Source organism: Nonomuraea rhizosphaerae (assembly GCF_019396405.1).
Taxonomy (GTDB): Bacteria; Actinomycetota; Actinomycetes; order Streptosporangiales; family Streptosporangiaceae; genus Nonomuraea; species Nonomuraea rhizosphaerae.
This window is the reverse complement of sequence record NZ_JAHKRL010000348.1, coordinates 1-12,435: the sequence shown is the minus strand read 5'-3', so window position 1 is coordinate 12,435 and position 12,435 is coordinate 1. Positions and strand designations below refer to the sequence as shown.

Annotated in this window: 14 protein-coding genes; 8 read left to right on the top strand and 6 right to left on the bottom strand. The window is 72.0% G+C overall.

Annotated features, from left to right (window positions below):
- The first annotated feature begins 173 nt into the window (after window positions 1–173).
- Window positions 174–632: a hypothetical protein gene (locus tag KME77_RS17560; RefSeq protein WP_219468624.1), complete on the top strand. Its 459-nt coding sequence runs from the start codon at window positions 174–176 to the stop codon at window positions 630–632.
- Here KME77_RS17560 and KME77_RS17555 read toward each other — a convergent pair.
- The 4 genes from KME77_RS17555 to KME77_RS17540 all read right to left on the bottom strand — a co-directional run bounded on the left by KME77_RS17555 (window position 629) and on the right by KME77_RS17540 (window position 3,656).
- Window positions 629–1,168 carry an alpha/beta hydrolase family protein gene (locus tag KME77_RS17555; RefSeq protein WP_219468621.1) on the bottom strand — a complete coding sequence of 180 codons (540 nt, stop codon included), beginning with the start codon at window positions 1,166–1,168 and terminating at the stop codon, window positions 629–631. The genes KME77_RS17560 and KME77_RS17555 overlap by 4 nt on opposite strands.
- 147 nt (window positions 1,169–1,315) lie before the next feature.
- Window positions 1,316–1,675, bottom strand: coding sequence for a nucleotide pyrophosphohydrolase (locus tag KME77_RS17550; RefSeq protein WP_219468617.1), 360 nt, complete (start codon window positions 1,673–1,675; stop codon window positions 1,316–1,318).
- Between the two features lie 95 nt (window positions 1,676–1,770).
- The gene (locus tag KME77_RS17545; RefSeq protein WP_219468612.1) at window positions 1,771–2,415 is read right to left on the bottom strand and encodes a response regulator; all 645 of its coding nucleotides are present in this window, start codon (window positions 2,413–2,415) and stop codon (window positions 1,771–1,773) included.
- Window positions 2,412–3,656 carry a sensor histidine kinase gene (locus KME77_RS17540; protein WP_308250742.1) on the bottom strand — a complete coding sequence of 415 codons (1,245 nt, stop codon included), beginning with the start codon at window positions 3,654–3,656 and terminating at the stop codon, window positions 2,412–2,414. Before KME77_RS17540 ends, KME77_RS17545 begins: the two co-directional genes overlap by 4 nt.
- A 132-nt stretch (window positions 3,657–3,788) precedes the next feature.
- Here KME77_RS17540 and KME77_RS17535 point away from each other — a divergent pair, with 132 nt between their 5' ends.
- The 4 genes from KME77_RS17535 to KME77_RS17520 all read left to right on the top strand — a co-directional run bounded on the left by KME77_RS17535 (window position 3,789) and on the right by KME77_RS17520 (window position 7,028).
- Window positions 3,789–4,910, top strand: a complete 1,122-nt coding sequence (locus tag KME77_RS17535) for an alpha/beta hydrolase family protein (protein WP_219468609.1) — start codon at window positions 3,789–3,791, stop codon at window positions 4,908–4,910.
- Window positions 4,911–4,945: 35 nt separating this feature from the next.
- Window positions 4,946–5,389, top strand: coding sequence for a MarR family transcriptional regulator (locus KME77_RS17530; protein ID WP_219468605.1), 444 nt, complete (start codon window positions 4,946–4,948; stop codon window positions 5,387–5,389).
- A 65-nt stretch (window positions 5,390–5,454) separates the two neighbouring features.
- Window positions 5,455–6,210, top strand: a complete 756-nt coding sequence (locus tag KME77_RS17525; RefSeq protein WP_219468602.1) for an aminotransferase class IV — start codon at window positions 5,455–5,457, stop codon at window positions 6,208–6,210.
- Between the two features lie 32 nt (window positions 6,211–6,242).
- Window positions 6,243–7,028, top strand: coding sequence for an alpha/beta fold hydrolase (locus KME77_RS17520; RefSeq protein WP_246609998.1), 786 nt, complete (start codon window positions 6,243–6,245; stop codon window positions 7,026–7,028).
- A gap of 19 nt (window positions 7,029–7,047) precedes the next feature.
- On the opposite strand, the gene KME77_RS17515 is transcribed toward KME77_RS17520, so the two are convergent.
- Complete coding sequence (locus KME77_RS17515; protein WP_219468597.1) at window positions 7,048–8,187, bottom strand: hypothetical protein; 1,140 nt, start codon at window positions 8,185–8,187, stop codon at window positions 7,048–7,050.
- Window position 8,188: 1 nt separating this feature from the next.
- Entirely contained in the window at window positions 8,189–8,458 is a 270-nt protein-coding gene (locus KME77_RS17510; protein ID WP_219468594.1) for a hypothetical protein, read from the bottom strand.
- Window positions 8,459–8,599: 141 nt separating this feature from the next.
- Here KME77_RS17510 and KME77_RS17505 point away from each other — a divergent pair, with 141 nt between their 5' ends.
- The 3 genes from KME77_RS17505 to KME77_RS17495 all read left to right on the top strand — a co-directional run.
- On the top strand, window positions 8,600–9,022 hold the full coding sequence (locus tag KME77_RS17505; RefSeq protein ID WP_219468591.1) for a YbaB/EbfC family nucleoid-associated protein: 423 nt from the start codon (window positions 8,600–8,602) through the stop codon (window positions 9,020–9,022).
- A 173-nt stretch (window positions 9,023–9,195) separates the two neighbouring features.
- The gene (locus KME77_RS17500; RefSeq protein WP_219468589.1) at window positions 9,196–11,358 is read left to right on the top strand and encodes a fibronectin type III domain-containing protein; all 2,163 of its coding nucleotides are present in this window, start codon (window positions 9,196–9,198) and stop codon (window positions 11,356–11,358) included.
- The coding region (locus tag KME77_RS17495; protein WP_219468586.1) for a DUF58 domain-containing protein at window positions 11,355–12,435 on the top strand (1,081 nt) is incomplete at its 3' end. The genes KME77_RS17500 and KME77_RS17495, both read left to right, overlap by 4 nt.

Sequence of the window (12,435 nt, the reverse complement as noted above, 5' to 3'; positions counted from 1 at the left end):
CCGGCTCAGGCGTCCCCGAGCGGCTCGGACGAGTTCCGTAGTGCCCCGGACGACGCATCTCTTTCTCCGCCTGGGAGACGGCTGGAAGTCGGCGCTTGCCGCCGGGGTGTCGACCGTAGACCGTCCGGGTCCGTTTCTCGACATGCCGGACGCGGTGGACTTACCGTCGATCCATGCCAGCGTTCCACCCGGCCCTGGACGAGCACAGTCGCCGGATCATCGAGCAGGGGCTGGACGTTCCGCACGACGCCGATCTGGTGCCGTTGTCCTGTGACGTCATCGACGGCGACCTCGCGGCGGCGCTGTTCGCTCACGGGGACGCCCTGGAATGGGCGGTCTTCGAGTACGACGGCGGCTGGTCCTCGCTGTGCCGCACCGCGATCATCGAGGCGGGCTCCGGCCCGGCTGAGCAGCAGCAGGAGCGGGTCGGCATCGAGCACAACGGCTGGGCGCGCAGCCGGACGAGGCGCTGGAGCCCGCGGGGGCGCCACCTTGTGCACGCGCGGGTCCTTCGTGCTCACCGGATCGCCCAGCTGCGCGTGGCCACGCGGACCGTCGCGACGCCGCGCGGCTGGGCGATCATGGTCTGGCGGGGCCGTGACGCGCCCGCCGTCTCGGTGGACAGCCCCTAACAGATGACACGCAGGTAGTACAGGGAGTAGGCGTGCGCCCTCTTCCTGCCGGAGCCCTCGGCGAAGCCGTCGACGACCCAGCGGTACTCCTCACTGCCGGAGCCGGTGCAGTTCCACGCCTTTCTCATCTCCGCGTACGAGCCGCGCGACCACGCGATGGAGGTGCGGACCACGTTCCGCCAGATGCCGAGGCCGAAGTAGCGCTGCAGGGTGAGCCGTGGCCCCTGAGGGGCGTAGCCGGACCCGGTGCACGACTGGCGGCCGGTGCCCTCGACGTGCCAGCGACCGCTGTACTTCACGAACGACGGGTCACTGACGTACAGGTAGCAATGCCAGGCGGCGGCCTTGTTCTCCGCGGCCGGGGAGCCGTCCTCGTAGGAGGTGCTGCCTTGGGGGCCGGGGTTGTCCCAGGCCGGGACGAGCTGCGCCTGCGGCTCGGGGGCGGGGTCGTCGGCGTGAGCGGCGGGTCCGGTGAGGGGTCCCGCGGCGGTCAGCGTGAGCGCCGCCAGCATGGCGATCTTGCCTTGGATACGCATGGTGCCTCCATGGGTCGATGGGGCAACGCATGACCCAGGCGGCTGTTGGGCCCGCAGGTGCAGTTCCTTCCTTGATGACAACCGATCCGGGTGGCCGTATCAAGAAAGGGGGAAGAGTTGGCATAACCCCTGGCCGGAGGGGTCTTGTCAGCCTTCGGAGAGTGGGGGCGCCTTTCTGGCGGAGCCTCGGTAGAGGGCGGGGTCGTAGCGGCGCTCGCCCTCGTCGGTCTTGGCGTGAGCCGCCTCCACCAGGTCGATGTCCAGGATGTCGGCCAGCCGGACGAGGTACGTCATCACGTCGCCCAGCTCCGAGCGGACGCGGGCCAGGGTCGCGGGGTCGAGGTCGGACGACTCCTCGGGGGTCAGCCATTGGAACTCGGCCAGCAGCTCGCCCGCCTCGCCGGCCAGGGCCATGGCCAGGTTCTTGGGGGTGTGGAACTGCTCCCAGTCGCGGGCGTGGGCGAAGGCGCGCAGCCGGGTGGCGAGTGATGCCAGGTCGTCCGTCACGCCTGACGACCCTATAGGCCCACACGAACAGGCCCGTACGAACAGGCCCGTACGAACAAGGCCCCGTACGAACAAGGCCCGTAGGGACGCCGGGGTCAGAGGTCGGCGTCGTGGACGAGGATGGCGGCCTGGACGCGGTTGGTGAGGCCGAGCTTGGCGAGGACCCGGCTGACGTGGGCCTTCACCGTGGCCTCCGAGAGGTGCAGGTCGCGGGCGATCTCGGCGTTGGACAGGCCGCGGGCCAGTGCCCGGATGACGTCCTCCTCCCTGCCGGTCAGGGCGGCGAGCTGCCTGCGGGCCGACTCCGAGCGGGACGGGGCCCTGTCGACGAAGGCGTCGATGAGGCGGCGGGTGACCGAGGGCGAGAGCATGGCCTGGCCCGCGGCGACCGTGCGTACGGCGGCCGTCAGGTCGCGGGGCGGGGTGTCCTTGAGCAGGAAGCCGACGGCGCCCAGGCGGAGGGCCTGGTGGACGTACTCGTCCAGGTCGAACGTGGTCAGCATGATGATCCGGGGCGGGGCGGGGGCGGCCAGGACGCGGGCGGCGGCGGTCAGGCCGTCGGTGCCGGGCATGCGGACGTCCATGAGCACGACGTGGGGGCTGAGGCGGGTCACCGCGCTGACGGCCTCCTCGCCGTCCTTGGCCTCGCCGACCACGACGATGTCGTCGGTGGTCTCGAGTATCAGGCGCAGGCCGGATCTGACGAGGGCCTCGTCGTCGACCACCAGCACGCGGATCATGACGCCCCCACGACCTGGGTGGGGATGGTGGCTTTCACGGTGTAGCCGCCGTCGGGGCGTGGGCCCGCCTGGAGGGTCCCGCCGAGGAGTTCGAGGCGTTCGCGCAGGCCGGCCAGCCCCCAGCCGGCCCCAGGGAGTGTGTCACGGCCCGATGCCGACCGGCCCGCCCCGGGAAGCGGTCCGGCGGGAAGCGGTTCGACGGGGAGTGGTTCGACGGCGGGCGGTTCGACGGCGGGCGGTTCGGCGGCGGGGGCCGGGCCGCGGTCGGTGATCTCGACGTGCAGCACGCCCTCACCGTCCCACCCCAGGTGGACGTCCGTCCGCGCGTCGCCCGCGTGTCTGTGCACGTTGGTGAGGGCCTCCTGCACCACCCGGTACGCGGTCCGCTCCACGGTCGTGCCCAGCGGACGAGGCATGCCGTGGTCGTGGCGGCGGACCGAGATGCCGAGCGCGCGGGACTGGTCGAGCAGGCGGTCCAGGTCGGCGAGGGTGGGCTGGGGGGCGAGGTCGGCGGGCTGGTGGGGGGAGCGGAGGACGCCGAGGAGCTCGCGCAGGTTGGTGAGGGCCTCGCGGCCGATGTCGCCGATCATGGTGGCGGTGCGGGCCGTCGGGACGTCGGGGGCCCGCATCTCCAGGGCGCCGGCGTGCAGGACCATGAGCGAGACCCGGTGGGCCACGACGTCGTGCATCTCGCGGGCGATGCGGGCGCGTTCCTGGGACCGGGCCTGTTCGGCGCGCATGACCTGTTCACGTTCCAGGCGGTCGGCGCGCTCCCGGGCGGCGGCCAGGACGTCGCGCCTGGCGCGGGTCCAGAGGCCGAGGACGAACGGGAGTCCGACCAGGATCATGACCAGGAGAGCCGTGTTGACGCTGGTCGCGGTGATGATCTCGCGGCGTCCGCCGACGGCCTTGCCGACGCCCACGGAGGCGCCGAACGTGAGCGCCACCAGCCCCAGGTGCAGCGCCACGTCCCGGGCCCTGCGCAGGGTCGTGCCCGCGTAGTACGAGGCCACGAAGAGGGGCGCCCACACCACCAGCCACACGTACGAGATCGCGCCGAGCGCGAACAGCGGCCACCACGAGCGCCGCGCGTACCATGCCGCCACCCCCGCCAGCGTCGCCACCAGGAGGTGGGACGGCCTGAGCAGCGCGAGGCCCTCGGGCGGCACCACGGACGCCACGAACACGCACCCGCCGAGCAGCATCGGGGTGTGGGCGTCGATCCGTCGGCTCAGCTGCACGTCCGCCAGCGTACGGGGCCCGCCGCGCGGCCACCCGCGACGATCGTCGATAGCGACCGCTACGAAAGGAGGGGACGCCGGTCGACTTCTCCCCCAAGCCGCGTCCAGGGTCCCTCGCCCACGCTGGGCCGCATGAGGAAAATCATCGTGACGATCGGCGTGACGACAGCGGCTCTGCTCATCACCGCGCCCGCCGACGCTCGGACCGCCGCCGAGCCGCCACGGCTGACCGAACTGCCGCGCCTCACTGAGCTGCCGCGCCCCACCGGCGGGCACCCCGTCGGGCTGAGCACGTTGCAGCTCGTGGACGTCGGCCGCGTCGATCCGTGGGTGCCGGAGAGCGGGCCGCGGCGGCTCATGGTGTCGCTCTGGTATCCCGCCGCGAAGCCCGGCGTGAAGAGGGCCCCGTACGTGACGCGGCAGGAGTCGGAGCTGGTGCTCAAGCCCTATCCGGACGTTCCGCCCGACACGCTGGCCAATACCCGTACGCACGCCACCACCGATGCCGTGCCGCCACGCCGCCCGCTGCCGCTGGTGCTCGTGTCGCCCGGGTTCTCCTTCCCCCGGGCGACGATGACCTCGCTGGCCGAGGACCTGGCCAGCAGGGGGTACCTGGTGGCGGCGGTCGAGCACACGTACGAGTCGGTCGCCACCACGTTCCCCGACGGCCGTACCACGACGTGCGAGGCGTGCGTGGGCAGGATGACCGAGGAGAAGGGGGCGGCGGTGGCCAGGAGCCGGGTGAGCGACCTGTCGTTCGTGCTGGACCAGCTCCTCGCGCGGAAGGATCGCCTGGTGGACCCGGCGCGGATCGGCGTCGTGGGGTTCTCGATCGGCGGGAACACCGCGCCGCAGCTCATGGCCGCCGACAGGCGGGTACGGGCCGGCGTGAACCTCGACGGCAGCTACAACCCCAAGCAGCCGCCGCAGGACATGCGCGGCCCGCTGCTCATGATGGGCACCGAGAGCAACCACACCCCGGCGGGCGACGAGTCGTGGAGCACCTGGTGGCCGCGGGTGCAGGGGTGGAAGCGGTGGCTGTCGGTCGCGGGCACGGATCACGCGGCGTTCACCGACTACGCCGTGCTCAGGCCGCAGGTAGGGCTGCCCGCGCCGGCCATCGAGGGTGAGCGGGCGGCGGGGATCACGCGGGCGTACGTGGGCGCCTTCCTCGACCGGCACCTGCGGCAACGGCGGGAGCCGCTGCTGGAGCGGCCGTCGGACCGCTTCCCCGAGGTGCGGTTCTGGGGCTAGCGCCCCGGCGAGAGGCTGCCGGTATCGTGCCTGGGATGAACGGGGTCGAGTTGTTCCTGCTCGGGCGTACGCTGATGAAGATCGGCGAGGAGGCCATGCCCACGGAGGGCATCGGCGAGCAGCCCGCGGGCGTGCGGACGGTCCTCATCGTGGTCAGCGACGTGCGTGACCACCCGGAGACCACGGTGGGCGAGGTGGCGGCGCGTACGGGCCTGCCGCAGAGCGCCGTGTCGGCCGCCGTGGCGCGGCTGAAGGCGGTGGGCGCGCTGGAGACCATGACGGACCCCCGGGACCGGCGGCGGACGCTGATCAGGGAGTCGGCGCAGGTGTCCGAGCGGGTCGCGGACGTGCGGGCGACGCCGGTGGACGACGCGCTGGCCGCGGCCCTCGACACCGACGACCGGGTCGACATCGCCGAGACGCTCGCCATGCTGGAGGAGCTGGCCCGCCGCCTCATCCCCCGCACGCTCACCCGCTGAGCCCTCAGCACCTCCCCCAAAACCCCTCGTGCTCTCCGAAGGAGCTGATCGACATCATCCGCACCGTGATCGACGGCGTGCTCGCCGAGGAGCCGAACGTGGGCCTGGCCGTCCTGGCCAGGTACGGGCACTTCACCGCGATGCAGGTCAGGCAGGGCCGGGTGCGCGGCCTCGACCTCCACCTCGAACGCCTCGACCGGGCCACCAGGGAGCTGTTCGGCCGGCCGGTGGACCGCCGCCTGGTGGTCGACTCCATCCGCACGGTGCTCGACAGGCCGGACGCGAGCGTGCGGGTCTACGTGTTCGAGGTGGAGAAGGTCCACGTGTTCGCCACGGTCGCGCCGCCCGTCGAGGTCGCCACCGCCCCGCAGGTCGTCAGGTCGGCCCGCTACCAGCGCTTCCTGCCGCACATCAAGCACATGGGCGGCTTCCCCCAGCACTACCTGGGGCTGGAGGCGGAGCGGGAGGGGTTCGACGAGGTGCTGCTCACCACGGACGACGGGGTGATCTCCGAGGGCTCGATCACGAACCTGGGCTGCTTCGACGGTCAACGGGTGATCTGGCCGCAGGCGCCCATGCTGCACGGCATCTCGATGCGGCTCATGGAGGCGGCGCTGACGAAGGCGGGCGTTCCGTACGGAAGCAGGGTGCTGCGGGTGGCGGACCTGCGGGAGTTCGAGGCGGTGTTCCTGACGAACTCGCACGGGGTCGTCCCGGTCGGCAGCGTGGACGGTGTGCCGCTGCGGCTGGACGAGGCGGCCATGGCACGCCTGATCGGCCTCTTCGAGGAGATGCCCTGGGATGAAATCCATCACGCTTGATACATCAAGAGTGATGGATTATGCTCCGAGGCATGGAACTCGACGGCACCATCTACTACGAGGTGCGCGGCACCGGCCCGTACCTGCTGATCTCCCAGAGCGGTGAGGGCGACGCCGATCGCAGCGCCGACCTGGTGGACCAGCTCGTGACGGACCACACGGTGATCACGTACGACCGGCGCGGCCTCTCGCGCAGCGCCCGGAGCGAGCGGACCGAGGTCGAGCGGCACGCCGATGACGTCCTGCGCCTGATCGACCACGTGACGGGCGGCGAGCCGGTGCCGATGCTGGGGCTGAGCTTCGGCGCCACCATCGGCCTGCACCTGGCCGGCAGCGGCCGCCTGAGCAGGCTGATCGCGCACGAGCCCGTCGCGCCGTGGCTGCTGCCTCCGGACGAGTGCGCGGCGCACAAGGAGGAGCTGGCCGAGGGGCAGGAGATCTACCGCCGCGACGGCCTCCCGGCGGTGCTCAAGGAGATCGGCAGGACGCTCGGCATCGACGTGGCCACCCAGGCGACCGAGCCGGACCTGACCTCGTTCCCCATGACACCCCAGCGGGTGGCGAACTTCGGCTACTTCGTCGAGCACGACTGGTCGGCGATCATCGACGACCACCTGGACCCGGCGGCGCTCAAGGACGCGCCGATCGTCCCCATCGCCGGGATCACCACCCCGCGCACGATCTTCGACTACCGCTGCTCGGAGGAGCTGGCCCGGCTGCTGGGCGTCGAGCTGATCCACTTCCCCGGCGGGCACAACGGCAACCTCACCCATCCCAGGGCGTACGCCAGGAAGCTCCGCGAACTGCTCGACCAGTGACGAAACCCAGCGACGAACGCTACCCTCCCGGCAGTTCCGGCGGGTCGGACACGCGCAGCGGCGGGGCCGAGGGCGCGAAGGGGACGGCGACCCGGAGCCCCACGCTGGGCGCGAACCCCAGCAGCGAGCTCTGCGCCATCGGCGGCAGGCTCTTGAACCACTGCGGCGACGGCAGCCCCCGCTGCCCCGCTGCCGGGTTGAAGGCGCGGCCGACGGCCCCGTTGAAGCCCCCGGCGATGCCGGAGAACAGGGCTACGTCACTCCACGTCTGCCCCCACGACTTGCCCTCGATCCGGGCGTTCCAGAAGGCGGGCACGCCGCCGGCGATGGCGCCGTTGGTGACGTTCGTCAGGAGCGGGCGCGTCTTGGCGAGCTGGGTGAAGAAGTTGGTCGCGCCGAGAGGCCCGGTCAGCCCGGCGACGGTGGAGGCGTTCGCGGTCTGGGCCAGCGACAGGATCGAGACGTCGAAAGGGTTCTGGCCGAAGACGCCCCGGGCCACGCCGCCCGCGAGCATGTTGCCGCCGAACGACCAGCCGTAGATCTGGCCGTACTTGCGCAGCGTGTTGAGGGCGACCTGCTTGAAGCCCTGGGAGCCGTACATGCTGAGGCCGCGGACCAGCCGCGACTTCCCGACGACCTCCAGGGTGCGCATGAGCGCCGTGGCGGCGGAGCGGAAGGCGGCGAACTTGCTGAGGATGCCGTTGGCCAGGGTGGCGCCGCGGGTGGCGGTGGAGGCCCAGGCCGCGTAGGTGCTCAGGCCCGCGGAGGCGAGCGACACGGCGGCGCCGGCGGCCATGGAGATCAGCAGCGACTCGATGAGGTCGTTCAGGGCCTTGCGGGTCTTGCGGGTGGCCTCGACCGACTGCTTGAGCACCTCGGCGGCGGCGCCGAGGTTGTCGACCGCGGCGGCCCGGAAGCGCTGGTCCAGGTGGTTGGCCCATTTGTCGCGGAAGACGTCGGCGTCGGCGCCCTCCCAGCCGTCCAGGGACTTGGGTACGGGGGAGAGTTTCGGGTCGGCCTGCTTCAGGGCGGACTGGAAGCCGAGGCAGGCGTCGGCCATGGCCAGCAGGCGCGTTTCCTGCTCCTCGCCGCCCATGGAGGCGATGGCGTTGCGGAGGGTCCTGATCAGGTCGGTGATCGGGTCGAGCGGCCCGGCCATGTCAGCCGTTCCCCAGCCGGGTCGCGCTCTCGCGCAGGCCGACCGCCGTCTCCCCCAGCTTGGCGGTGAGGTCGTCGGCGAAGGCGAGCAATTCGTCGTAGAAGGCCCGGTAGGAGGTGGCCAGCTCGTCGGCGCCGCGTTCGACGAGGCCGAAGCAGTCATCCGTGGGCGCGGCCGACGTGCGGAACGTCTCGACGGCCGGCTGCACGAGCGCGCCGACCTCCTCACACGCCTTCGCGCCGTCCAGCAGCGCGGCGGGCTCGATTCTCATCGGCCACCCCCAGAAATCATCCCTCTGTAACCTGCACGTAACTTTGCAGTAGAAAAGGGACAGGAATCAATAATCTTCCTCACACTTCCGCATTTCCGGAAATATGCCCGAATAGGGGTGGCCATCTGCGAGTCTGCCCCTATGAACTCCGCGGAATTCCGCCCCGAGGACCTCGACCGGGTCACCGCCCAGGCGGAGGAGATGCTGCTTCGCGTCGAGGAGATCCGCAAGGAGATCGACGTGGTCGTCGGCCGGGGAACCGGCGCGGACGGGCAGATCCAGGTGGCGGCCGGCGCGAACGGCCGGCTCACGGAAGTGGTCATCGCGCCCCGCGCCATGCGCCTGGACAGCACCCGGCTGGCCGCGGAGATCCTGCTCGCCGCCCAGCTCGCGCAGAACGACGTGGACAGCAGGGTCAAGGAGGTCATGGCCGAGACGCTCGGTCAGGCCATGCCCACGCAGGACCTGCTGGAGGACGGTTTCACGCGGGTGCTGGAGTCGTTCGAGTCCTCGATGGACGAGCAGTTGCAGGCCATCGACGACCGCCGCCGGCAGATCCCCTGACCGGCCCCCGGGAACGTCCTCGCCGCACAGGGTCGCCGACACTTCGAGGTTGTTTGAAGAGTGCTCACGCCCTGCCGCGCCCTCCATAGGGTGTCCGCGGTATGTCTATGCATATATGTCGCGGGATGTGAATTTTGGTGGCCGTTCGGTGGCGTAAGGCAGCGCGGCGGAGAATGGCGGGGCTCATCGCGCTCACGCTTGTCGCCGTCCTGACGGGCATCGGGTTCTTCCTCGGCACGGGCGTGTCCAGCGCCCGGCCCAAACTCTCCGATGTCGGCGCCTGGCTGGCCAGCGCGCTCAACGGCGAGGTCGTGCACGCGAACGGCATGTCGGGGCAGGTGGACGGCCGGGTGGACTTGGCCGCCGCCAAGGGCGACCAGCTCAAGGTGGTCCAGGACGGCAACGGCGTGCTCGTCGTGGACGAGTCGACGGGCCAGGTCAGCCGCATCGACCCGACCCAGCTGGAGGTCGCGCAGAGCAAGAGCCTGGGCGCCGGAGGCATGCAGCTGGTGATGGGGGCGGGCAAGGCGTACGCGATCGACCCGCAGGTGGGCTCCGTCCAGCAGGTGGACCCGCTGACGGTGGACACGATCGGCGCGGCGATCACGCTCAAGCCGCCGCTCGGCCAGGCCGGGATCGACAAGAACGGCACGCTCTGGGTCCCCGTCCCGCAGGAGGGGGCGCTGGCCCAGATCAACGGCGCCCAGCGCGGCAAGTCCGTGACCGTCGGCGAGCCGGGCGACCCGCTCACGCTGACGATGGCCAGCGGCGTCCCGCTGGTCACCAACTCGGCCTCCGCGTCGGCGATGGTCATCGGCGCCGGCGGCGCGCGGCTCACCGTCAGCCTGCCCAGCACGGTGACGGAGGCGGGACGCGGCGGCATGCTGATGCCCGCGATCGCCGAGGGCAGCATCGTCCCGATGCTGGCGCCCAAGCAGGGCGCGCTGGTGCTGGTGGACACGACGAGCGGCGCGATCAGCACGGTGTCGGTCAAGGGCGGCAAGCTCGGGGCGCCGCAGGCCCTCGGCCGCCGCGTCTACATCGCCGACGAGAGCAGCGGCCGGCTGATCGTGTACGACACGGTCGCCAAGCGGTTCGACCCGGAGAAGGTCGTGACCGGCAAGGCGGGGCCGCTGGAGGTGTTCGTCAAGGACGGGCTGCTCTGGGTCAACGACCAGTTCAGCGAGACGGCGCTGGTCATCGAGCAGGACGGCAGGGCGCACCGGGTCGGCAAGTACGACGAGGCGCTGGGCCAGAAGGACACCCCGACGCCGCTGCCGATCCCGACCGGCTCGCCCACGCTGGTGCCGCCGACGACCATCCCGACCAAGCAGACCACCGGCCGGCCCACCTCGCGGCCGACCGTCACGGTCACGCGTACGCCCAAGTCCACGCCCACGCCGACGAAGCACTCCGAGACGCCCAGCCCGCCCCCGAGCCAGACCCCCACGCCGACCCCCACCCCGACGCCCACTCCCACTCCCACGCCGACCCCGACACCGACACCGACGCCCACCCCGACCCCGGGGCCGCCCGGCACCGTCACGGCGAACTCCGGGCCCGGCTGGATGGAGATCGTGTTCACCCCGTCCGGCCAGGGCAAGGCCACCGGGTACGAGCTCAAGGGCGCCCCGTCCGGCGCGAACGTCACCCCGGACCGCGTCGCGCCCGACGGCCCGTTCCAGTTCCGGGTGACGGGCGGGCAGTGCGACCAGGAGTACACCTTCCGGGTGGCGGCCCTGTACGACGGCGGCGAGTCCGTCTCCGACCCGACCATCCCCGTACGTCCCTGCGTCGCGCCCGGCAGACCGGCCAGCTTCGAGGCCAAGGGCAAGAACCACGGCGCCGACCTCACCTGGTCGGCCCCCGAGAACGCCAAGGACGTCAGCTACATCCTGGAGGGCCCCGGCCAGCACCCCGCCACGGTGGACGGCACGAGCGCCGAGGTGACCGGGCTGAAGAACGGCCAGGAGTACACCTGGACGCTGCGCGCCAAGAACGGCGCGGGCGAGGGCCAGGAGCGCGCCGAGGCCAAGGCGGGCCTGAACCCGCCGGCCGGCCAGTACCAGAACGCCAACAACAACGACACCGACACCCTGATCCGTCCCGGCCCCGGGCCGGGCGGGGAGGCGGGCAGGATCACGAAGGGCAGCTACATCACCCTGACCGTGCTGTGCCAGGTCAAGGGCACCAACTACACCGACCCGTACACGGGCCAGGGCAGCGACATCTGGAACAAGGTCCAGTCGCCCAGCGGCAGCGGATACATCAACGACACGATGATGGCCACCCCGAAGGGGGGATTCCCCGCCGCCCCCCTCTGGGAGTGTGAATGATCACCAGGGCCGGGTGGGGTGTGCTGGTCGCGTCGCTGCTGCTGTACGCGGTGGCGGCGCCGCTCGGCTACGGGCAGGCGGGCGCGCTGACGGCCGGCGGCGTCGCGGCCGTCGGCGTCAGCCTGCTGTGGACGCTGCGGCGGCCACGGCTGGGGGTGCGCCGCGAGGTCACCCCCGTCAAGGTCGCCCGGGGGGAGGCCGCCATCGCCATGCTGCGCGTCACCAACCGGGGCCGTTGGCGGCGCAACGGGCTGGCCGCCCAGGACTCCTGCCGCGGCACCGCCATCGAGGTGGACATCCCGCCCCTGGCCAGGAACTCGACCAGGACCATCTCCTACCGGCTGCCCACCCGCCGCCGCGGCGAGACGCCCGTGGGGCCGCTGCTGCTGGACCGGGCCGACCCGTTCGGGCTGGCCCGGCGCACGACCTCGTACGGGCAGACCGACCTGCTGCTGGTCAGGCCGCGCACGGTGCCGCTGGAGCCGCTGAACTCCGGCCGGCAGCGCCACCTCGACGGCTCCGCCTCCCGCTCGCCGAGCGGGACGATCACGTTCAACGGGGTGCGCGACTACGTGATCGGCGACGACCTGCGGCACATCCACTGGCGCTCCACCGCCCGCACCGGGACGCTCATGGTCAAGGAGCTCGTGGACGTCAGCCTGCCGTACACGACCGCGCTGCTCGACACCCGGCCGGACGCGTACGGCGGGGACGACGAGTTCGAGCTGGCCGTGGACGCGGCCGCGTCGGTGGCCTGGTCGGCGGCGCGGCACCGGTTCCCGGTCCGGGTGCTGACCGGGGCCGGGGAGCTGCTGACCGTCAAGGGCGGGGCCGCGGAGGCGGAGGAGGTGCTGGACCGGCTGGCGCTGGTGGAGCGTTCTCCGGGCGCCGAGCCGCCGGTGGACGGGGTGCGGCGGGCCGCCGCCGGCGGGGCGCTGGTGCTGGTCACGGGCGCGCGGGAGGCGTTGGCGGGGGTGGCGTCGGTGCGGCGGCGCTTCGACCAGGTGGTGTGCGTGTGGGTGGGCGACCCCGGCCGGACTGGGAGGGTGGCCCGCCCGACGGGCCCGGATGACACCG